The organism is Sphingobium sp. TomTYG65 (genome assembly GCF_055395525.1).
This window is the reverse complement of the sequence record NZ_AP027330.1, coordinates 482,903-503,531: the sequence shown is the minus strand read 5'-3', so window position 1 is coordinate 503,531 and position 20,629 is coordinate 482,903. Positions and strand designations below refer to the sequence as shown.

18 protein-coding genes are annotated in these 20,629 nt (G+C 61.0%); 6 read left to right on the top strand and 12 right to left on the bottom strand.

Annotated elements, in window-relative coordinates; translation table 11 throughout:
* Positions 1–21: 21 nt before the first annotated feature.
* Together ACZ5Y5_RS02550 and ACZ5Y5_RS02545 are read left to right on the top strand one after the other, a co-directional pair.
* Complete coding sequence (locus ACZ5Y5_RS02550; RefSeq protein WP_464809642.1) at positions 22–600, top strand: nitroreductase family protein; 579 nt, start codon at positions 22–24, stop codon at positions 598–600.
* A 72-nt stretch (positions 601–672) separates the two neighbouring features.
* Complete coding sequence (locus ACZ5Y5_RS02545) at positions 673–1,017, top strand: GntR family transcriptional regulator (protein ID WP_464809641.1); 345 nt, start codon at positions 673–675, stop codon at positions 1,015–1,017.
* Positions 1,018–1,045: 28 nt separating this feature from the next.
* On the opposite strand, the gene prsR is transcribed toward ACZ5Y5_RS02545, so the two are convergent.
* The 7 genes from prsR to ACZ5Y5_RS02510 form a co-directional block, all read right to left on the bottom strand.
* Positions 1,046–2,377 (bottom strand): PEP-CTERM-box response regulator transcription factor, encoded by a 1,332-nt coding sequence (prsR, locus tag ACZ5Y5_RS02540; protein WP_464809640.1) that lies wholly within the window; start codon positions 2,375–2,377, stop codon positions 1,046–1,048.
* Positions 2,377–4,446, bottom strand: a complete 2,070-nt coding sequence (gene prsK / locus ACZ5Y5_RS02535; RefSeq protein WP_464809639.1) for an XrtA/PEP-CTERM system histidine kinase PrsK — start codon at positions 4,444–4,446, stop codon at positions 2,377–2,379. The genes prsR and prsK overlap by 1 nt, the downstream gene beginning before the upstream one ends.
* 10 nt (positions 4,447–4,456) lie before the next feature.
* The gene (locus ACZ5Y5_RS02530) at positions 4,457–5,845 is read right to left on the bottom strand and encodes a TIGR03013 family XrtA/PEP-CTERM system glycosyltransferase (RefSeq protein WP_464809638.1); all 1,389 of its coding nucleotides are present in this window, start codon (positions 5,843–5,845) and stop codon (positions 4,457–4,459) included.
* A 174-nt stretch (positions 5,846–6,019) separates the two neighbouring features.
* Positions 6,020–6,235, bottom strand: a complete 216-nt coding sequence (locus tag ACZ5Y5_RS02525; protein ID WP_464810449.1) for a hypothetical protein — start codon at positions 6,233–6,235, stop codon at positions 6,020–6,022.
* 108 nt (positions 6,236–6,343) lie between these two features.
* On the bottom strand, positions 6,344–7,012 hold the full coding sequence (locus tag ACZ5Y5_RS02520) for a sigma-70 family RNA polymerase sigma factor (RefSeq protein WP_464809637.1): 669 nt from the start codon (positions 7,010–7,012) through the stop codon (positions 6,344–6,346).
* A 109-nt stretch (positions 7,013–7,121) separates the two neighbouring features.
* A complete protein-coding gene (locus ACZ5Y5_RS02515; RefSeq protein ID WP_464809636.1) occupies positions 7,122–7,262 on the bottom strand; it encodes a hypothetical protein in 141 nt (46 codons plus the stop codon).
* A 93-nt stretch (positions 7,263–7,355) separates the two neighbouring features.
* Positions 7,356–8,150 carry a response regulator gene (locus ACZ5Y5_RS02510; RefSeq protein WP_464809635.1) on the bottom strand — a complete coding sequence of 265 codons (795 nt, stop codon included), beginning with the start codon at positions 8,148–8,150 and terminating at the stop codon, positions 7,356–7,358.
* A gap of 290 nt (positions 8,151–8,440) precedes the next feature.
* Here ACZ5Y5_RS02510 and ACZ5Y5_RS02505 point away from each other — a divergent pair, with 290 nt between their 5' ends.
* Together ACZ5Y5_RS02505 and ACZ5Y5_RS02500 are read left to right on the top strand one after the other, a co-directional pair.
* On the top strand, positions 8,441–8,665 hold the full coding sequence (locus tag ACZ5Y5_RS02505; protein WP_464809634.1) for a NepR family anti-sigma factor: 225 nt from the start codon (positions 8,441–8,443) through the stop codon (positions 8,663–8,665).
* Between the two features lie 187 nt (positions 8,666–8,852).
* A complete protein-coding gene (locus ACZ5Y5_RS02500; protein WP_464809633.1) occupies positions 8,853–10,403 on the top strand; it encodes a sensor histidine kinase in 1,551 nt (516 codons plus the stop codon).
* 3 nt (positions 10,404–10,406) lie between these two features.
* On the opposite strand, the gene tgt is transcribed toward ACZ5Y5_RS02500, so the two are convergent.
* Positions 10,407–11,537, bottom strand: a complete 1,131-nt coding sequence (gene tgt, locus ACZ5Y5_RS02495) for a tRNA guanosine(34) transglycosylase Tgt (protein WP_464809632.1) — start codon at positions 11,535–11,537, stop codon at positions 10,407–10,409.
* A gap of 523 nt (positions 11,538–12,060) precedes the next feature.
* Between tgt and ACZ5Y5_RS02490 the strand changes: the two genes are divergently transcribed.
* Complete coding sequence (locus tag ACZ5Y5_RS02490; RefSeq protein ID WP_464809631.1) at positions 12,061–12,960, top strand: crotonase/enoyl-CoA hydratase family protein; 900 nt, start codon at positions 12,061–12,063, stop codon at positions 12,958–12,960.
* A 9-nt stretch (positions 12,961–12,969) separates the two neighbouring features.
* Here the strand turns inward: ACZ5Y5_RS02490 and ACZ5Y5_RS02485 are convergent, their stop codons facing one another.
* The 3 genes from ACZ5Y5_RS02485 to groES form a co-directional block, all read right to left on the bottom strand.
* Positions 12,970–14,961 carry a putative bifunctional diguanylate cyclase/phosphodiesterase gene (locus ACZ5Y5_RS02485; protein WP_464809630.1) on the bottom strand — a complete coding sequence of 664 codons (1,992 nt, stop codon included), beginning with the start codon at positions 14,959–14,961 and terminating at the stop codon, positions 12,970–12,972.
* 179 nt (positions 14,962–15,140) lie between these two features.
* The gene (gene groL, locus ACZ5Y5_RS02480; protein ID WP_464809629.1) at positions 15,141–16,784 is read right to left on the bottom strand and encodes a chaperonin GroEL; all 1,644 of its coding nucleotides are present in this window, start codon (positions 16,782–16,784) and stop codon (positions 15,141–15,143) included.
* A gap of 102 nt (positions 16,785–16,886) precedes the next feature.
* Positions 16,887–17,174 carry a co-chaperone GroES gene (gene groES, locus ACZ5Y5_RS02475; protein WP_025549259.1) on the bottom strand — a complete coding sequence of 96 codons (288 nt, stop codon included), beginning with the start codon at positions 17,172–17,174 and terminating at the stop codon, positions 16,887–16,889.
* Between the two features lie 343 nt (positions 17,175–17,517).
* Here groES and yghU point away from each other — a divergent pair, with 343 nt between their 5' ends.
* A complete protein-coding gene (yghU, locus tag ACZ5Y5_RS02470) occupies positions 17,518–18,390 on the top strand; it encodes a glutathione-dependent disulfide-bond oxidoreductase (protein WP_464809628.1) in 873 nt (290 codons plus the stop codon).
* A gap of 74 nt (positions 18,391–18,464) precedes the next feature.
* On the opposite strand, the gene ligA is transcribed toward yghU, so the two are convergent.
* A complete protein-coding gene (gene ligA / locus ACZ5Y5_RS02465; RefSeq protein ID WP_464809627.1) occupies positions 18,465–20,600 on the bottom strand; it encodes an NAD-dependent DNA ligase LigA in 2,136 nt (711 codons plus the stop codon).
* Between the last annotated feature and the right edge of the window lie 29 nt (positions 20,601–20,629).

Below are 20,629 nucleotides of genomic sequence, written 5' to 3'. Positions count from 1 at the left end.
TGCCGCGCCATCTGGAGCGCCATGTTCAACGACGCATCTACTCCGCTTTCGCTGCTGCGCACCCGCCGTTCCGGCAAGCCCCGTGATCTCATTGCACCCGGTCCGGATGCCGATCAGTTGCGGCAGATATTGGAGATCGCCTTGCGCACGCCGGACCATGGCAAGCTGGCCCCCTGGCGCTTCGTGATCGTTCCGCAGGAGGAGCGCGACCGACTGGCGGATCTTCTGGAGAGTGCCTACCGCCGCGAAAAGCCGGATGCTGGGCGGTTGGAGCTGGAAGCAATGCATCAATTCGCGCACCAGGCACCCACATTGGTTGTGGCGCTCTCCGCTCCGGTGGCTGGCAGCAAGATCCCGCTGTGGGAACAGGAACTGTCCTCTGGCGCGGCGATCATGAACCTCCTTCACGCCAGCCATGCCCTAGGCTTTGCTGCAGGGTGGCTGACCGGTTGGCCCGCCTACAATGAAGATGTCCGCGCCGCTTTCGCAGAAGTAGGTGAAAGGATCGCCGGGTTCATCTTCATCGGCACGCCCGGCAGGCCCCAGGAAGAACGGCCCCGGCCAGAATATGACAAGATAGTTTCAGTCTGGAACAGCTAGTTACGGGGAGCGGCTGTAGCACACCCGTGCTCGCCTTGACCTGCTTCGCTGTATTATGGCACCGATGCACCCATGGCCGACGACTCCAAGCCCGTTTACCTGCGTCTGCGCGATATAATCGCCGCCTCGATACTCGATGGCAGCTATGGCGATGGGGACATGCTTCCTTCCGTGCGGGCGCTCGCGGCCAAGGAAGGCGCCAACCCGCTGACCGTCGCCAAAGCATATCAATGTTTCCAAGACGATGGTCTGGTATTGGTCAAGCGCGGGGTTGGTATGTTCGTGGCAGAAGGAGCGACGCGCCGACTACGTGAGGCTGAACGCCGCCGTTTCCTGGAGACGGTCTGGCCGCCCGTCGCAGAACAGATCAAGCGTCTGGGAATCTCCGCAGAAGATTTGGACCTGCAACGCGCCTGACTATCCGTAGTCCGCAGTTCGCTGATACTCAGCCCTGCATCTGATATTGCTTCAGCAGATCGTAGAGCGTCGGACGGCTGATTCCCAACATCTTGGCCGCGCCGGAAATATTGCCGTCGGTCCGGGCAATCGCCCGGCGGATGGCGCGCCGGTCCGCTATCTCGCGCGCTCCCTTGAGGTTCACGAAGTCGCTGCCCTCCACCGGGTCGCCATCCAAATCGAGATCAGCGGCCGTGATATGTTTGCCGTCCGCCATGATGACCGCCCGCTTGATGCGATTTTCAAGCTCGCGCACATTGCCCGGCCATGTCCAAGCGTCGAGCGCCGCCAGCGCGTCGGGCGCGATCCCCTTGATCTGCGAATTCATGTCCCTGGCAAAACGGTTCAGAAAATGGCGCGCCAGCAGCGCAGGATCGCCGGGTCGCTCCTTCAGGGGCGGTATCCGCACCACAATCTCTCCGAGCCGATAATAGAGATCCTCGCGAAAACTGCCCGCGGCGATCATTGCGTCCAGATCATGATGCGTGGCGCAAACAACGCGCGTGTCCACCACCAGCGGCCGCCCGCTTTCGGACCCTATCACGCGTTCCTGCAGGAAACGCAGCAGCTTCATCTGCAGCGTCGAAGGCATGTCGCCCACCTCGTCGAGGAACAGCGTCCCGCCATGCGCAAGTGCGATCTTGCCCGCCGCCTCCCTGCCGAACAGTTCGATGTCCAGCAAATCCTCAGGGATCGCCGCGCAGTTGATCGCCACAAAGGGGCCGTTGCGGCTAGGACTTGCATCATGCAGCCCCTGAGCCAACAATTCCTTGCCCGTACCGCTCGCGCCGGTCAGCAGCACCGAAAGCTGCGTGGTGGCGACCCGCTCGATAGTACGAGCGACCTTCATCATTTCGGGAGCCGCTGTGATCAGCCGTCCCAAAACGCGCGCTTCCGGCGGCGCGGCCTCCGCTAATCGGGCATTTTCCTTCTCCAGCGCGTGGACATGAAAGGCACGCCGGACAATCAGGCCGAGTTCATCGATATCGACGGGCTTTTGGTAGAAATCATAGGCTCCGCCCGAAATGGCGCTGAGCGCACTTTCCCGCGCACCATGGCCCGAGGCAACGATGATCTTCGTGTCCGGCTTTATCTGCAGCATTTCCGCCAAGGTGGCGAAGCCCTCGCTCGTGCCATCCGGGTCAGGCGGCAGGCCGAGATCCAGCGTCACGACATCAGGCGTCTCCACCCGCAGCATTTCGATCGCTTCCTCACGATCGCCAGCGATAAACAGCTGATAATCCTCATAGGCCCAGCGCAATTGCCGCTGCAGCCCTGGATCATCCTCGACGATCAGCAACTTGGGTCGCGTGTCGCTCATCAGGCTGCTTCCCCCTCGATATTATTGCTGTGCGCCAGCGGCAGGCGCAGTGTGAACCGGCTCCCCACGCCCGGCTTGCTTTCAACCTCCACGCTGCCGCCCATGCTCTGCGCCAGCGCCCGCGCTTCAAAAGCGCCGATGCCGAAACCGCCCAACTTGCTCGATGAAAAAGGCTTGAACAAATCCCTACGGATATATTCGGCGGTCATACCCTGCCCTTGGTCGATCACATCGACGGTAGCGCCCCGATCGTCGCCGCCCAGACGGATTTCCACAGCATTACCAGCGTCACTGGCGTCGATCGCATTCTGAAGTAGATGGACGATAATCTGCTCCACCCGCGCAGGATCAGCCAAAACAAGTGGTGCAGAGCCGGTGAGGTGGATCTCATGCTGCCGAGACCGGCCGCTTGCAATCCTGCCCGCCACCTCGCTCAGCGACACGGGCTGCGGCTCCTCTGCGCGCGTCTTGTGATGCTGCGACAGGCGCGCCAGCATATCGTTCATCTTGCCCACCGACTCCTTCAGCGTCAGCAGCATGTCGGCGCGGAAATCCGGATTATCGGCGTGACGTTCAGCGTTCCGAGCGAGCAGCGAAAGCTGGCTAACCAGATTCTTGACGTCGTGAATGATGAACGCAAAGCGGCGATTGAACTCGTCGAACCGCTGTGCATCGTTCAAGGCCTGCTGCCCCTGAGCCTCGCTTAAATAGCTTGCCGTCTGCCTGCCGGCGGTGCGCAGCATGTCCAGATCTTCCCAGTCAAGCCGCCGGTCGATCGCAGGCCGCGCCAACAGGATCGCGCCGATAAGCCGACCGAAATGAATGAGCGGGACCAGCGCCCACGCCCGCGGATCAGCGCGCATCCAGTCGGGCATATCGCCCATTTCCTGAATAGTTGGCCCTTGGCCAATATCGATTATCCACCCGCTGCGCTCGATCAGCAGAGCCAGCGGTGCGGGGATCACCGCCTCATGGGACACGCCATTCCAGTTCCACTGCGTCTCAAAACTCAAAGCGCCATCATCTGACCGCAGCATCAAAATAGCCGCGGGCGAATCCGTGATGTCGGCTACAGCCTTCGCCACCCGCTCACCGAGCGGCGGCGCATCGCTTCCCGGCCTACCAATCGTATCGCCAAAGCGCATCCATTCCGTGCGATAATCATAGCGGTGCTGGAATAGATGCTTGGCGACTTGCACCTTCCACAATGCTCGCATCCGTGGCGACGGCAGCAGTAGCAGCGCGCTCACCGCCATGAAGAAGACGCAGCCAATCTCGATCAAGCGGGCATAGGGACCGGCGATCAATTCGATCGCGACCGCCGCTGCGGCGATCATAATGACGTATAGGGTGATGGAAACCATCGAAAACGCGCGAAAGGCAAGGGCGCGGGATAATTGCACCGGAGGAGCCTTGTCCCGCCGCAGCCCCGCAGCGATCACAGGAGCCAGCAATGCCATCAGCGGTCCTCGCAAGGCATAAAGCTCGTTGGCGCGGTCGATGGCGAAATAGCCGATGACATAGAGGTTGAAATCGTAGGTCCACATCGCCGCCAACGCACCGAGCAGCAGCGCCACCCGGCCCCGCTGCTGCGGCGGCCAACTCACATATAGATGGTGGACCAGCATCAATCCGCCCACGGCGGTCATCATATGAAGGCTCAAGGAAACCTGAACCAAGGTGCGGTGCAGATCGCTGGCGTCCGGCAGCTGCCGCCAGATGAGATCTGTGAAGGTCTGCAGCAGGATAAGACCCGCCACTGCGGCGTAAACGGATCCAATCGCCACCATCGGCCCCGCCCGCTCCGCAGCACCCTTGCGCAGCATGACGAACAGCAACAGCAGCCAAGCGGCGTTGCGGATATTCTCGCCGATACCGGTCAGCGGCTTGTCGACGCCGCCGAACGATACATAAAGCGACCAGCAGGAGGTGAGCAGCACAGCGACGGCGAGCATGCGCTGCTCCGCCGCTTCATCGCGCCGGCGCAGGATGAAGATGCCGATCGCCGCGAACAGCACCGCGGCCAGCGCGTGACCCCAATCCCCGACAAATTGTAGCAAAGCCCCCACCCGCCCGGCCTCAACGGGCGCCTTCAGGCCACAACACCACACGCAATGTCTGGATCAGGATCAACAGATCCAGAAATGGCGTGTAATTTTTGGCGTAGTAAAGGTCATATTCCAGCTTGTTGCGGCTGTCCTCGATCGATGCGCCATAAGGATAGTTGATCTGCGCCCAGCCGGTGATGCCTGGCTTCACCATATGCCGCTCCGCATAATAGCGTAGGTGTTGTTCCAGATCCTCGACGAACTGACGCCGTTCGGGGCGCGGGCCGACGAAGCTCATCTCGCCTTTCAGCACCGTCCAGGTCTGCGGCAGCTCGTCGATCCGCAGCTTGCGCAGCCAGTAGCCTAGCCGGGTGATGCGCGGATCATCCTTTTCCGCCCAGACCGCCTGCCCGCTGATCTCCGCATCCTGTCGCATGGTACGCAGCTTCACGATCCAGAACTCTTCACCATAGAGGCCCACGCGTTGCTGCCGGTAAAATGCAGGACCCTTGCTATCCAGTTTCACAAGGATCGCAGCGATCAGGATGACAGGTCCGGTCAGCAGCAGCAGGATGGAGCTCGCAAAGATATCGAAGAGGCGCTTGGCGATGCTCGACAGGCGGCGGCCTGCTGAAAAGCCGTCGGAAAAGATCAGCCAGCTGGGATTGACGCTGTCCAGATCGACCCGCCCGGTTTCCCGTTCAAGGAAAGTCGAAATCTCGTTCACATGGACACCGGTCGTCTTGATCCGCAGCAGGTCTGACAGCGGCAAGGCGTTGCGCCGCTCCTCTAGCGCGAGCACCACCTCGCTCGCCCCAAGCCGCACCACGAAGTCCGCCAGATTGTAGATCGCGCTGCGGTTGATCGATTCCGGAATGACCTGGGCGCCATCATTCATGGCAATGTAGCCGACCACTAGGAAGCCGGCACCCTTGCGCTGCTCCAGTTCCTTGATGCGATTGGCTCTGTTTCCAGCGCCCAGCACTACCAGCCTTCGCTTGAAGGCTTCCCCACCGAGCATGGAGCCCAGTAGCAGCCGCACCGCCAGCAGGAGCAAGATGGCAAGGCCCATGGCGTAGAGCGAATTGGACCGCCACAGCGTCAGGTCCGGCAGCGCGAAATGCATGACCGACAGGAATATGACGCCCAGAGAAATTGCAACGAGCAGACGGGCAAAAGCGAAGCGGATCGACTGAAGCGCTTCGGTGCCGTAAACGCCTACCGCGATCATGCCCGTCTGGATCGCTAAGGCGAAGCTCAGCAGTGGCGCAGCGCGCGTCATGATGTGATCGAGGTCCATGCCGATCTGTTGCGCTCGCAGTATCCAGCCGGCTTCCGCGGCGCAGAGCAGCAGCAGAAAATCGAGCAGCCCCAACAGCAGCACGGCGTGCGGCACATAATGTTTGAACAGCCTGATCATAGGTCGCGCGCATTCCCGCTGCTGCCCTGACAACGGCAGCCTTGTGGCATCGGATCAGCTTACAACCGGTGTAAGAAAATCCGACAGTGCACGCACGGTGAACGAAAAAACCAAAGATTTTCTGAAGATGACTGGTGCGCTATTCGGCGCAAAGGCAACTACTTACCCCTAAGATCAATTTTGCTGACGGAGCCGGTCGGCCGCCTGTTGCGCGGCGTTCCCCACTACCCGAGCCGCACTGTCCGCAGACTCAGCAGCTTCGGTTATCACCCGGCTTTCCCGGTCCTCACGTTCCTTCGTAAGGTAAAAGAAGGTGATGGCGAGAATGAGGGCGATCGCTACCAGCGCGAAGATCACGCCACTGCTGCGCGATCGCTCCGCCCGCATCATTTCCTCAGGACGGTCCTGGCCTTGAGGAGGACCGCCGTTCCCACCACCCTCCTCCATCGTCTATCTCCCACGCGAATCCCCGGCAGGGGAAGTTCGCAGGAAACCACATTATACGTCATCAGCATCCAAGTCGGAATCTTCTCTTGCTTCCCGCCCTCGGCTGAGACGATCGACATCATCCATGATCTCATCGAGGACGGCGGAGTCAGTCGTCTCCTGGCTCCGGCGAGAGGGCAAATCGCCACTGTCGAGGATCTGTTCCAGCGCAGCCCGACCGCGAGCGACGCGGCTCTTGATCGTGCCGACGGCGACGCCACAGATTTCGGCTGCTTCTTCATAAGCAAAGCCGCCGGCCCCGACCAGGATCAACGCCTCGCGCTGAGGCTGGGGCAACTGCATGAGAGCGCGCTGCATATCTGAAAGCTCGACATGCTTGTCCTGGCCGGCAGGCGCCGCCAACAGACGATCAGCCGTCAGATCGTCCCAATCGCCGCGAAAGCGGGATCGCCGCATCTGCGAAAGATAGTGGTTGCGCAGGATGATGAAGGTCCAGGCACGCATATTGGTGCCGGCCTGAAAACGGCCTCGCGCCGCCCAAGCCTTCAACAGCGTTTCCTGAACCAGATCATCAGCGACGTCGCGGTTACCCGAAAGAGACCGCCCAAAGGCCCGCAGATGTGGGATAACTGCCGCAAGCTCGCGCTTGAAATCCGTGTCGGACAGCGATTCCCGCTTGTCCTCCTGGTGCTCCGCCTCTTGGCCAAGCCCTTCGCTCATGGGAACAACCCTCTCACTGGCTGTCGCCCTCGCCTCATGAACCGAAGCCGTCAAAGCCATAAATGCGTCCGCATCCTATATACTCATTGCCGTACGGAACCAATGATGATTACCCGTAATAGCTCCACAACACGATCAGCATGCCAATGATCACCAATGGCAATGAAATGCCGAGAATGTAGCGAACAATGTGTGGCGTTGATCCTGACCGGGCGTCTTCGGTAGCAATATGCTTTTCCTCATCCGCCATATTTTACCTCCCGATCGTTACGCCTGAATAACGCGGGGGGATGATCGGGGTTCCGCCACCTGCCCAGTCTTTTGTGGAACTGGACTATATTGTTCAAACCGGCGCGGTCGCCTCGTCGAAGAAAAGCGCCTGCGAAATGGCCGCCTTCACCGTCGATCGCTGGAACGGCTTGGTGATCAGGAAGGTCGGCTCGGGACGTTCCCCGGTCAGCAGCCGCTCAGGGAAAGCAGTGATGAAGATCACTGGCACCGAGAATTCTGCCAATATGTCCTTTACGGCATCGATGCCGCTGGAATCATCGGCCAGTTGAATGTCGGCCAGAACCAATCCCGGACGTTCCGCCATTGCCTCGCGCACGGCGTCTTCCCGAGTAACGGCAATGGCAGTCACCTCATGACCCAGGTCGCGCACGATGGTCTCAATGTCCATGGCGATAATCGGCTCATCTTCAATGATCAGCACCTTGGCGCGCGTCTGCGCTTCAATCTCGCTCAGCGCCTCTTCGACCAGTGCCTCCACATCCGCGGCATCCAGTCCGATGAGATAACCCACATCATCGACCGTAAAGCCTTCCAGCGCGGTCAGTAGCAGCGCCTGACGCGGCAGCGGCGTCAGGCGGGCAAGCCGCGCTTGGGCCACAGCCTCCTGCCCATCGCCGCTCGACAGAACCGGGCTGTCCTCCAGATGTGAAGAAGACCAGATCGCGTGGAACGTCTTGTAAAGCCCGAGGCGCGGATCGACGTCAGCCGGAAATTCCTCCGGAGCCGCCACGATCGCTTCCAAAGTCGCGCGAACATAGGCGTCGCCATGCACCTGGCTGCCCGTCAGGGCGCGGGCATAACGGCGCAGGAAAGGAAGATGGGGGTGCAGTTGCTGTCCAAGCGACATCGGTAAATCTTCTCCCAGCCCATAGGGCGAATTGCTACGAAACACTCGCTGAGCAGGAGGATGGATCGGCGATGCCGATGTGGCAAGCCCCCGCCCCGTTCAGCCGCCGTCTGAAAAGCGGCAAAAAATGCTTCAGGGTGCGGAACCATCGACAGAGAGATTTGTTTCACAGCCGTTCGTTTTTTACTGATAACCGATTTGTGCTGCTATCCACGGCGGTCGATTGACGCCGCGAGGGAAAGCCGCAAAAGAAAAGCCGGTGCTATGCTAGCGTTGCAGAGGGGCGTATTTTGGTTGCTTCAACGACGGAACGGGACGTGAAGGGAGGGGACAGGAAAGATGTCGGCGCCACCACCCCGGACTCGGGCGTGACTGGCAAAGCCTCGCCCAAGCGGCGTACCTCGCCTGGTAAGGATGAGGGACAGGTGGCTAGCGCGCTACGCTCCGTTTATCAGCGCGCTGTCGATGAGGATATTCCTTCCGAAATGCTCGACCTTCTGCGGAAGCTGGATTAAGCATCGATCCACGGTCGGCAGCAGTTAACCAGCCGGGGCGGAGGGCAGTTGGGTGCTTTTCGAATATGATGAAATAACAAGCCGGTGCGCCGCTGTCGCAAACCCGGCAGTTGCCCTTCATCTCTTGGTCCCACGATCTTGATTATCGCATGACCGGGGCACCTCTGTCCCATCCAGTTGATTGCTCATGCGCAGCTTGAACAGCCTCATCCATTCCACAGGCATCAAGATGTTCCTCATCTTGACCCTCGCCTTGCTACCGCTCGGGCTCATCGCCCTCGTTGCCTCTCTTCAGGCAATCCGGACCGCCGACTTGGAGAAGGAGGCGCTGCTTCGAGTGTCCGTAACGCAAAGCGCGCGCAAACTGACGGCAGATCTGGCATCGGACCGGACAGCGTTGATGCTAACCGCGAACGCGTTATCGACCGGCAGCGAGGGGTCAGAGATGTGCCAGCGGCTGTCGATCTTCCTGACCTCGCACGACCCTGAAGGCGGCCGATATTATATTTATGATCGCAGCGGCCGCCGCCTGTGCGGATCGTCCCAACCGGAACCCGCCGGCCTGCCCCCGGCCGCGCGCTTCTACAAAGCACCTGCGCAATTGCTGCCGGCCTCCGGTTATCTGATCAGCCGGGTCGTCAGCAACAATGGCCGGATCGCTGCTCTAGCTTATTATTCTCGCTCCTATCTGGAAGCGATCACCAGCCCGACCACTGCGCTGCAAAACCGTCAGCTGAGCTTGCAGCAAGGTAATCAGGTCCTCGTCGTCAGCCGCCCACAGGACAATCTTCAGGGCCATAGCACCAGCTTGTCTGCAAGGCTGGACCCTCCCGACATTCTCCTTACCATGACGCTGCGCGACCCGCCGGTGACGCTCGCTCGCATGCTTTCGCTTTTCCTGCCGCTGGTCATGTGGTTCGCTGCTGCAGCCATTGGCTGGTTTGTGGTCAACCGGCTGCTCATCCGCCCCTTGGTGGTTCTGCGGCGGACCGTAGCCGCCTATCATCCGGGCGAGGTGCTGGAACCGACGCGCCGCATCCGAACCCCCGCACAGGAGATCGTCGCGCTTGGCGACACGTTCCGCGCGATCAGCGAGGATGTGGCCACTCACGAAGCGGAGATGGCGGAAGGACTGGAAACCCAGCGCAAATTGACGCGCGAAGTGCATCACCGCGTCAAAAACAACCTCCAAATTATCGCCAGCCTTATCAGCCTGCATGCCCGCGCCGCGCATGAACCCGAGGCGGTGGAGGCCTATGCGTCGATCCAGCGCCGCGTCGATGCGCTTTCGGTGGTCCACCGCAATCACTATGCGGAACTGGAGGAGCATCACGGCGTCGGCGTGCGATCGCTCGTCAGCGAACTGTCGGCAAGCCTGCGCGGCACGGCTCCAGCAGAGGCGCGTCGCTTTGGCATTCAGATCGACAGCGACAATTTGCACATCAGCCAGGATGTCGCCGTTCCGGTCGCCTTTCTACTGACCGAACTGGTCGAGCTGGCGATGCTGTCCAATCCCCGGACAGCGATGCACATATCCGTGCAGCTGGAGCCGGGCCGGAACGACCGGGCAATCCTCCACATCAGTTCGCCTGCACTGCGCGCATCCGACGCGATGAGCGCTCGCATTGAAGAGCGCTATGGCCGCGTCCTGACAGGCCTGTCTCGTCAGTTGCGCGCGCCGCTGGAACATGACGCAGCGGCGGGTGATTATGCGATCGCCATCACCGTTATTCCCTGATGATCACACCCGCTGATAGTCGCGCCTGAAATTGGCTGCGAAGGTTGCGAAGCGGCCCTCGGCGATGCTGTCGCGTATGGCTTGCATCATCGCTTGGTAGAAATGGATGTTGTGCTGCGTCATCAGCATCGCGCCCAACATCTCTCCAGCCTTCACCAAATGATGCAGGTAGGCGCGGCTCCACGTTCCGCAAACCGGGCATGTGCATCGCGGGTCCAACGGTGACAGGTCCTCGGCAAAACGAGCGTTGCGGATATTGAGCGGACCGGCCCAGGTGAACGCCTGGCCATTGCGCCCGCTTCGCGTCGGCAACACGCAATCGAACATGTCGATGCCCCGCTCAACGGCGCCGACAATGTCGTCGGGCTTACCCACGCCCATCAGGTAACGCGGCTTATCAGCAGGCAGCATACCGGGCGCGTAGTCGAGGCATGCGAACATCGCTTCCTGACCTTCGCCCACCGCCAAGCCGCCCACCGCATAGCCGTCGAAGCCGATCTCGATCAGCTTTTCGGCCGATATGCGACGCAGATTTTCATCGAGTGACCCTTGCTGGATACCGAACAGCGCCGCACGCTCAGCATGTTCTCCGCCTGCATCGAACCCCTCGCGCGACCGCTTGGCCCAGCGCATGGACCGCTCCATGCTATGCGCGGCTTCATCATGGGTGCAGCCATTCTTCGTGCATTCGTCAAACGCCATGACGATGTCGCTATCCAGCAGACGCTGGATTTCCATGGATCGCTCGGGCGTCAACATATGACGCGATCCGTCGATATGGCTGGCGAAGGCGACGCCCTCCTCACTCATCTTCGTGAGGGCCGAAAGGCTCATCACCTGATAACCACCGCTGTCCGTGAGGATCGGCCGTTCCCAACCCATGAAGCCGTGCAGCCCGCCCAGCCGTGCGACCCTCTCCGCGCCAGGGCGCAACATGAGGTGATAGGTATTGCCGAGGATGATATCGGCGCCAGTTGCGCGCACCTCTGCAGGGCGCATCGCCTTTACAGTAGCGGCGGTGCCGACCGGCATGAACGCCGGCGTACGAATCTCGCCCCGGCGCATCTGGATCGTTCCGGTACGGGCCTTGCCGTCCGTCGCGGCGATGGTGAAGGAAAAGCGGGCTTGAGTCACGCTGCGCGCTCTAGAGCATCGCGCGCAAAACTGAGAACCGCTTTTTTTTTCAGCCGGCCCTGCGCACTCCATCGAAAGCCACGACGGCATCGATGTCAAAGCCCTTCACCCGCCGATAATTGCCAATGAAACACAGGCAATCTGCGGCCAGGTGAAGGCGCCAGCTCTCTCCTTCCTCATCATGAAGCAGGAGCGTCACAATCTGTTGGTCGGTGCGATGTTTGTCCATGCACGCCGTCGTAATTAATAAAGGTTAACAAAGCCCTGCTGGATTATTGTACGATTGTATATCAAACATCTTTGTTGCATTAATGCAACGTTTACCACGAAAGTCGGGCTATTACGGCGACTTAGGAGCAACAGTGCACCATAAAAAGGGTTAACAGGACACGCTTTTGTGCAGCGGCAGTTGCATAGGTCGGACAATATTGTTTTCCTCAGCATATATCGAAATGCGGGGGCACAGATGATTGATTCCGGACGGTTTAATCCGGCACGAGATGAGGTGGAGGAGGCTTCGCCGATGCATCTGCCTGTCGAAGATATCCATAGCTTTCCCGTTACGGAAAGCACGCCTCAGGCGCGCGACAGCGGCCATTCGATGCTGTTCGATCTGGGGCAGATCGACGTCAGCTGGGATGAGCCGATCGACACTTTGTGGGCGTTCATGACTCCCGCGAATCGGCCCAACTACAATTTGCCCATGCTGCGCGACATTCGCCTGTGGCAGACCGAGTCGAAGCGGCTGTTCGACGAGGGCGCATTGCCGCTCAAATATATGGTGCTCGGCTCCCGCTTTCCCGGCGTCTTCAACCTGGGCGGCGATCTGGAACTGTTCGCGGGCTGCATAGAGCGCGGCGACCTTCCCGGCCTCGTCAAATATGGTCACGCCTGCATCGATGTCGTCCATCGGGCGTGGCGCAACGCCGACATGCCGCTCATCTCGATCGCGCTGGCGCAGGGGGATGCGCTAGGCGGCGGTTTCGAAGCCCTGCTCTGCTTCGACGTGGTGGTGGCGGAACGCAGCGCCCGCTTCGGCCTGCCTGAAATGCTCTTCGGCCTTTTCCCGGGCATGGGCGCTTATTCCATCCTCGCCCGCAAGCTTGGTCGACGCATGGCCGAACGCATGATCCTGTCGGGCAAAGTCTATACCGCCGAGGAAATGTACGACATGGGCGTCGTGACCATCCTCGCCGAAGATGGCGAAGGTGAACAGGCCGTTCGAGACTATATCTCCAGCAACCGGCCGCATCATGCTGGTCATGTCGGAGTGTTTGAGGCTGGCCGCCGGGTCGATCCTCTCGACTATGCAGAACTCAAGGACATTGTTGAAAATTGGGCCGCGACCGCGCTCAAGCTTGATCCCAAGGATCTGCGTATGATGCGTCGCCTTGCTTCGGCTCAGACCCGGCTGACCAAATGAGCCGCGGCTTCAGGCGCGGCGTCGGTCATGCATCAATGTGACGACGTTGCTCCTGTCACGCTTCATCTTGTCCATCATCGCCAGCAGATCGTCGGCAGGCATGGGCCTGCTGAGGACGAAGCCCTGGACGTTGGTAAAGCCCATCTCGCGCGCGTAGCGGAGCTGGTCTTCGGTTTCGATGCCCTCGGCGACCGTCTCCACATCCAGTGAGTGGGCTAGAAAGGCGACTGATTGCGCAATTGCCCGATCGCGCCCCTTTTCGCCCACGCCGCGCATGAAACTCTGATCAACCTTCAGCGTGTCGAAGGCATAGTCGCGCAGATAGCCTAATGACGAATAGCCGGTCCCGAAATCGTCCAACGCCAGGCGCAAGCCAATGCGCTGGAGCTCCGACAGAATCAGGCTGGTCCGCCCGCTATCTTCCAGGAAGATGGATTCGGTGACCTCAAGCTCCAGCCTCCGCGCCTTGAGACCCGATTCCATCAGCGCCGCGATGACGGCGCGCGGCAACCCATCGCTCTTGATGAGTGCGGGGGAAATGTTGACGGCAACGCGTACATGATCTTCCCACTGCATGGCGTCCCGGCACGCCTGCTCCAAAGCCCATGCAGTGATCGGCTCGATCAACGAACTGCTTTCGGCGACCGGTATGAATTCGGCTGGCGATATCCTTCCGAGCACGGGATGATCCCAGCGCATTAACGCTTCGCAAATCGCTATCTTGCCCGTCACCGTGTCGAAGATGGGCTGATAATGCAGCAGCAGCTCGCCATTGGCCATCGCGCTGCGAAGCCCCATCTCCAGCTCATAAGTGCGATTCTGCCGCTCCTTCATCGACCAATTGAACTGGGCGTGGCGGTTCCGCCCAGCATGCTTCGCCTGGTAAAGCGCCATGTCGGCATGCTGGAGCAGTTCTTCGCTGTCGTGCCCATCATCCGGCGCAACGGCGATGCCCATCGATGCGGTGACGGTCAGATGATATCCGCTCACGTCGAAATCGTGGCTGAACTCGGCCATGACATCGTCCGCAATCTGCTCCGCAATGGATCGATCCGCGCCTGGGCAGATCAGGATGAATTCGTCGCCGCCAAAGCGCGCCACATGACCCCGCCCATCCAAAGCATGGGAAAGCCGCGCGGCGACCGTGCAGAGCAGCTGGTCGCCGATGATATGGCCGAGCGAATCGTTGATCTCCTTGAACCTGTCCAGGTCCATCCAGAACACGGCCATTGGATCATGGTCAGAGCGCCGCTTGTCGAACAACTCACGCAGCCGCATCTGCATCGCCATGCGGTTTTCCACGCCCGTTAGGCTGTCGAACCGCGCGAGCCGCTCGAACTTGGTGGCAAGCTGCGACTTTTCATATTTGCCCTGCAGCGCTTCGACGACGATGCGATGGGTGGTCCGGGTGATTTCCGCCATGGCGAAGATCATCAGGAACAACATCGTCGCCAACACCCAATAACCCAGACCGCCAGCAATGGTCAGGCCCAGCGAGGTCGGAAGAAGCGCGAAGCAGGTCTGGCCGATGGCGATGTGCGTCCGGCCCGCGTTGCGGCCCGCGATGCCACCGGAATAGGCAGAAACCAGGCTTACGCTCAGGATATGCAATGACGCCTCGCCCGTCAGGGTCAGCGTCGCAAAGGCTAGCAGGCCGAGGAGCGCTGCGTAGCCCCAGGCGCCCAATTCATAGGCTAGGCCCCAAATGGGCTGCGCCGGGCCATCCTGATGGGCCAATTGCCGTTGGAAATAAACCGCGGAGACGGAACGGCTGAGCGCAACGAGGAAGATCAGCACCGCGATAACGGTGATCTCGATCCGTTGAGCGTGATAGGCGACCACGAAGCTGAGCGATCCGCCAGCCACCGCGCCGATCATCAGTGACGCCGGCGAGGCGTAGAGTGACTTGACGAGACTGTCCTGAACCTCAGCGCTCTGCTGAGTATCAGGCGCAAAGCGCTCGCGCAGTTTTGCGCGCCAATGGCGGAAGAGGCGTGACACGTCCCCGCCATCTTTGGCGAAACATGATTTCCAATTGGTAAATTCGGCCTGACAAAGATGACCGCAATGGAGCTTTCGAGAGGCCTTTTCTCTCCCCCTTCAAAGCGCGAGGGAGCAAAGACGCGAAAGGGCCGGTGGAGCGATCCACCGGCCCTTCCTTATTCGCTTGAGCGAAGGACTTAGAAGTCCATGCCGCCCATGCCACCCATGCCGCCGGGCATGCCAGCCGGAGCAGCCTTGTCGTCCGGCAGTTCGGCGATGGTGGCTTCCGTGGTGATCAGCAGACCAGCGACCGAAGCAGCGTCCTGCAGGGCAGCGCGGACGACCTTGGTCGGGTCGATGACGCCAGCGGCGACCAGGTTTTCATAGGTGTCGGTCGCGGCGTTGAAGCCCTTGGTCTCGTCATTTTCGCGCAGCAGGTTGCCGGCGACGACAGCGCCGTCAACACCCGCGTTCGTGGCGATCTGGCGCAGCGGCGCTTCGATGGCCTTGCGGATGATGTCGATACCGCGGGTCTGGTCGTCGTTGGCGCCCTTGAGGTCCTTGAGGGCCTTGGTCGCGTACAGCAGAGCCGTACCGCCACCGGGGACGATGCCTTCTTCGACAGCAGCGCGGGTTGCGTGCAGAGCGTCGTCAACGCGATCCTTGCGCTCCTTCACCTCGACTTCGGTCGCACCGCCGACCTTGATGACGGCCACGCCGCCAGCCAGCTTGGCCAGACGCTCCTGCAGCTTTTCGCGGTCATAGTCGGACGTGGTGGTCTCGATCTGAGCGCGGATCTGCTCGGTACGGCCCTTGATCGCTTCGCCATCACCAGCGCCATCGACGATGGTGGTGTTGTCCTTGTCGATGGTGACGCGCTTGGCGGTGCCGAGCATGCCCAGGGTGACGTTTTCGAGCTTGATGCCGAGGTCTTCGGAGATGACTTCGCCCTTGGTCAGGACGGCGATGTCTTCCAGCATGGCCTTGCGGCGGTCGCCGAAGCCCGGAGCCTTGACCGCAGCGACCTTCAGGCCACCGCGCAGCTTGTTGACGACCAAGGTCGCCAGCGCTTCGCCTTCGATGTCCTCAGCGATGATCAGGAGCGGACGGCCCGACTGAACAACGGCTTCGAGGATCGGCAGGATCGACTGCAGGTTCGACAGCTTCTTTTCGTGGATCAGGATGTAGGGGTCAGCCAGTTCGACCTGCATCTTTTCCGGGTTGGTGATGAAGTAGGGCGACAGGTAGCCGCGATCGAACTGCATGCCTTCCACGACGTCCAGTTCGAAGTCGAGACCCTTGGCCTCTTCCACGGTGATGACGCCTTCCTTGCCGACGCGCTCCATGGCTTCGGCGATCTTCTGGCCGACTTCCACATCACCGTTGGCGGAGATGATGCCGACCTGGGCGACTTCCTGCGAACCGGAAACCGGCTTGGAACGGCCCTTGATGTCCTCGACAACCTTGGTGACGGCGAGGTCGATGCCACGCTTCAGGTCCATCGGGTTCATGCCGGCGGCAACCGACTTCATGCCTTCGCGAACGATCGCCTGGGCGAGAACGGTCGCAGTGGTGGTGCCGTCACCGGCGATGTCGTTGGTCTTCGAAGCGACTTCGCGGACCATCTGGGCGCCCATATTCTCGAACTTGTCCTTCAGTTCGATTTCCTTGGCGACCGAAACACCGTCCTTGGTGATGCGGGGCGCGCCGAAGCTCTTGTCGATGACGACGTTGCGGCCCTTGGGACCCAAGGTCACCTTGACCGCGTCGGCCAGGATGTCGACGCCGCGCAGGATGCGCTCACGAGCGTCACGCGAAAACTTTACGTCCTTCGCTGCCATGATCTTTTACCTCTCTTTGAGAATTGCAAATCTTGCGAAGTTCACACCGTTCCAGGTGTCGGAAATCCGCGAAAAACTGAAATGGCCTTCCGGTTCGCAGCTTTACGCAACGACGCCGAGAATGTCCGATTCCTTCATGATCAGCAGGTCTTCGCCATCGACCTTCACTTCCGTGCCCGACCACTTGCCGAACAGGATGCGGTCGCCGGCCTTGACGTCCAGCGGGGTCACCTTGCCATCTTCCGACTTGCTGCCGGTGCCGACGGCGACGATTTCGCCTTCCTGCGGCTTTTCCTTAGCGGTGTCGGGGATGATGATGCCGCCTGCAGTCTTCTCTTCCGCCTCTACGCGACGGACGAGAACGCGGTCATGCAACGGACGAAATGCCATGATGAGTGCCTTTCCCTCTGTTTTGGGAGAGATATCGGCGCGCTTTTCCGCGCTGGCCGAGTCCTTCTCCCGAATGAACCATGTGCTGTTAGCACTCTCTTTCGAAGAGTGCCAGCGACGCGGAATATGGAACGACGATTTTATCGGTCAAGGGATCAAATGCAGATTTTTTGCGCCGACCGCGCCGAAGGCAGGTAAGCCGCGCGGGTTGTGCGCCCTGCGGCTGCTTTTGTCACGCGGGCAGCGCCAGCTTGCGGGATTGTTGCGACCACCACCATGGTTGCGATGGGGGCAGCCATTCCCTACCTGCGAAGCGGCATAGCATCATGGGAGCATCCGCCTAATGACCGACAGCTATATTCCGCCTCGCGTCTGGACCTGGGACAAGGAAAATGGCGGCGCATTCGCCAACATCAACCGGCCGATCGCAGGGCCGACGCATGACAAGGAACTGCCGGTCGGGAAGCATCCTCTCCAACTCTATTCGCTCGGCACGCCCAATGGGCAGAAGGTGACGATCCTGCTGGAGGAATTGCTGGCGGCGGGCCATGAAGGCGCAGAATATGATGCCTGGCTGATCAATATCGGCGATGGCGACCAGTTTGGCAGCGGGTTCGTGTCGGTCAATCCGAACAGCAAGATCCCCGCCCTGATGGATCATAGCGTTTCGCCGCCACAGCGCGTGTTCGAATCGGGCGCAATCCTCCTCTACCTGGCCGAGAAATTCGGCGCCTTCCTGCCCAAGGACCCGGCGAAGCGCACGGCCACGCTGTCCTGGCTGTTCTGGCAGATGGGCAGCGCCCCGCTGCTGGGCGGCGGGTTCGGCCATTTCTTCGCCTATGCACCCGAAAAGATCGAATATGCGATCAACCGCTACACGATGGAAGTGAAGCGGCAGCTCGACGTGCTGGATCGCCAGCTGGCGGAGAATGAATATGTGGCGGGCGATGAATATACAATCGCCGACATCGCCATCTGGCCCTGGTATGGCGGCCTTGCGCTGGACCGCACCTATACAGGTGCGGGGGAATTTCTGGACGTTGAAAGCTATGCCAATGTCCAGCGGTGGGCGAAGCAGATCGATGCCCGGCCTGCCGTCAAGCGCGGTCGGATCGTCAACCGCGCCAATGGGCCGCTGGAAGAACAGCTGCGGGAGCGGCATGACGCCGGCGATTTCGATACGAAGACGCAGGATAAGGTGGAAGCTGCGGCTTGATGTTTGAGTGATCCTCGCTTCGTCACCCCGGACTTGATCCGGGGTGACGAAGCGAGGCAATGGCGGCTTGCCCCCTACCCTGCCGCCTTCACGATTTCCGCCCAGGCCGCTTCGTCGATCACCTCGATCCCGAGCGCCGCAGCCTGCTTCAGCTTTGACCCTGCGCCGGGGCCGGCGACCACCAGATCGGTCTTGGCGCTAACCGATCCGGCTGCTTTTGCGCCCAGCCGTTCCGCCTGCGCCTTGGCTTCGTCGCGGCTCATGGTTTCCAGCTTGCCGGTGAATACGACCGTCTTGCCGGTGACGGCGCTTGCGGTGGTCTCCACCATATAATCGGGTGGCGAAACCTCGGACAGCAGGTCGTCCCAGGCTTCGCGATTATGGGGTTCATGGAAGAAGTCGGCGAGCGCATGGCCTACGGCCGATCCGACATTTTCGACCCCGATCATTTCGGCAATCGCCTTGTCGAGACGGTTGCGGAAGCGGGATTCTTCCTCGCCCTCGCCCCGGGTCGTGGCATCGCGGAGCGCGATGATCTGCTCAGCTAAGGAGCGGACGCCTGCAAGGCTGGTGTAGCGCTTCAACAGGTCACGCGCCGTCACCGCCCCGATGTGACGGATACCGAGACCGAAGAGCAGCCGCGCGGCGTCGGGCTGTCGCTTCGCCTCGATCGCCGCGAGCAGATTATCGACCGACTTTTCCTTCCAGCCCTCGCGTCCCAGCAGGTCGGCGCGATGTTTCTTGAGGCGAAAAATGTCGGCGGGCTCCGCGATCCAGCCGAGATCGAGAAATTCCTGGATCGTCTTTTCGCCCAGACCTTCAATGTCGAGCGCGCCGCGGCTGACGAAGTGTCGCAGCCGTTCGAAGCGTTGCGCGCCGCAGATGAGGCCGCCGGTGCAGCGGATATCGACCTCCCCCTCCTCACGCACGGCTTCCGACCCGCAGACGGGGCAGTGGTTGGGGAAGTCGAAGGGCGCGCGGGCGTCTTCTCTGGTCAGATTATCGACGACTTGCGGGATGACGTCCCCGGCGCGCTGAACCACGATGCGGTCGCCCGGCCGCACGCCTAGCCGTTCAATCTCATCCGCATTGTGAAGGGTGACGTTGGATACGACCACGCCGCCGACCGTGACCGGGGTCAGGCGGCCGACCGGGGTCAGCTTCCCGGTGCGGCCCACTTGAATGTCGATGGCTTCAAGCGTCGTCTGCGCGCGCTCGGCGGGGAATTTGTGCGCGATGGCCCAGCGCGGCGCCTTTGCGACGAAGCCCAGCCGCTGCTGCCAGTCGAGCCGGTCCACCTTATAGACCACGCCGTCAATGTCGAACGGGAGGTCGGCGCGGGCGGCCTCTATCGCCCGGTAATGGGCGATCAGCGCATCAAGCGTATCAACGCAGGTCAGCCGGTCCGAAACGGGCAGGCCCCATGCGGCGATCGCCTGCATGACGCCAAGCTGCGTGTCCGCGGGCAGCGCGCTCACCTCGCCCCAGCCATGGGCGAGGAAGCGCAGCGGGCGGCTGGCTGTGACGGACGGGTCTTTCTGCCGCAGCGAACCGGCGGCAGCATTGCGGGGATTGGCGAACTGGCGGGCTTTTTCGGGGTCGTCAGCCTCGGCCAGCAGCCGTTCGTTGAGCGCGACGAAGTCAGCCTTCGCCATATAGACTTCGCCCCGTACCTCGAACAGATCGGGGATGGTGGGGCCGGTCAGGCGATCGGGAATGTCGCCGATGGTGCGGACATTGGCGGTCACATCCTCGCCCGTCGTGCCGTCCCCGCGGGTGGCGGCGAGGCGCAATTCGCCCTGTTCGTAGCGGAGCGAGCAGGAGAGGCCGTCGATCTTCGGCTCTGCCGTGAGCGCGACCGGCGCATCGTCGGGCAGCGCCAGGAAACGGCGAACGCGGGCGACGAATTCGGCGATATCCTCGTCCGAAAAGCCATTGTCGAGGCTCATCATGCGGACGGCATGCTGGACTTTCTTGAGGCCCGAAGTGGGGGCAGCGCCGACCTGCGCATTGGGGGAGTCGGCGCGCACCAACTGCGGGAATGCGGCCTCCAGCGCGTTATTCTCGCGGATCAGGGCGTCATAGGCGGCGTCCGTGATCTCCGGCTGATCCTGGTCATGATAGAGCCGATTGTGCCGCGCAATCTCTTTGGCGAGGCGCATCAGGCGGTTGGCGGCTTCAGCTTCGGTCAGTTGGGCGGTGTCCGTCATTCGCCCTCCATAGCCTTGGGCCGTGGGCA

What these genes read in the sequence shown, in the direction of transcription:
- groL (WP_464809629.1), bottom strand. Translation starts at nt 16,784, where the DNA reads ATGGCAGCGAAGGACGTAAAGTTTTCGCGTGACGCTCGTGAGCGCATC.
- groES (WP_025549259.1), bottom strand. Translation starts at nt 17,174, where the DNA reads ATGGCATTTCGTCCGTTGCATGACCGCGTTCTCGTCCGTCGCGTAGAG.
- ACZ5Y5_RS02515 (WP_464809636.1), bottom strand. Translation starts at nt 7,262, where the DNA reads ATGGCGGATGAGGAAAAGCATATTGCTACCGAAGACGCCCGGTCAGGA.
- ligA (WP_464809627.1), bottom strand. Translation starts at nt 20,600, where the DNA reads ATGACGGACACCGCCCAACTGACCGAAGCTGAAGCCGCCAACCGCCTG.
- ACZ5Y5_RS02545 (WP_464809641.1), top strand. Translation starts at nt 673, where the DNA reads ATGGCCGACGACTCCAAGCCCGTTTACCTGCGTCTGCGCGATATAATC.
- ACZ5Y5_RS02490 (WP_464809631.1), top strand. Translation starts at nt 12,061, where the DNA reads ATGCATCTGCCTGTCGAAGATATCCATAGCTTTCCCGTTACGGAAAGC.
- ACZ5Y5_RS02525 (WP_464810449.1), bottom strand. Translation starts at nt 6,235, where the DNA reads ATGATGCGGGCGGAGCGATCGCGCAGCAGTGGCGTGATCTTCGCGCTG.
- ACZ5Y5_RS02530 (WP_464809638.1), bottom strand. Translation starts at nt 5,845, where the DNA reads ATGATCAGGCTGTTCAAACATTATGTGCCGCACGCCGTGCTGCTGTTG.
- ACZ5Y5_RS02550 (WP_464809642.1), top strand. Translation starts at nt 22, where the DNA reads ATGTTCAACGACGCATCTACTCCGCTTTCGCTGCTGCGCACCCGCCGT.
- prsR (WP_464809640.1), bottom strand. Translation starts at nt 2,377, where the DNA reads ATGAGCGACACGCGACCCAAGTTGCTGATCGTCGAGGATGATCCAGGG.
- ACZ5Y5_RS02520 (WP_464809637.1), bottom strand. Translation starts at nt 7,012, where the DNA reads ATGAGCGAAGGGCTTGGCCAAGAGGCGGAGCACCAGGAGGACAAGCGG.
- ACZ5Y5_RS02510 (WP_464809635.1), bottom strand. Translation starts at nt 8,150, where the DNA reads ATGTCGCTTGGACAGCAACTGCACCCCCATCTTCCTTTCCTGCGCCGT.
- ACZ5Y5_RS02500 (WP_464809633.1), top strand. Translation starts at nt 8,853, where the DNA reads ATGCGCAGCTTGAACAGCCTCATCCATTCCACAGGCATCAAGATGTTC.
- yghU (WP_464809628.1), top strand. Translation starts at nt 17,518, where the DNA reads ATGACCGACAGCTATATTCCGCCTCGCGTCTGGACCTGGGACAAGGAA.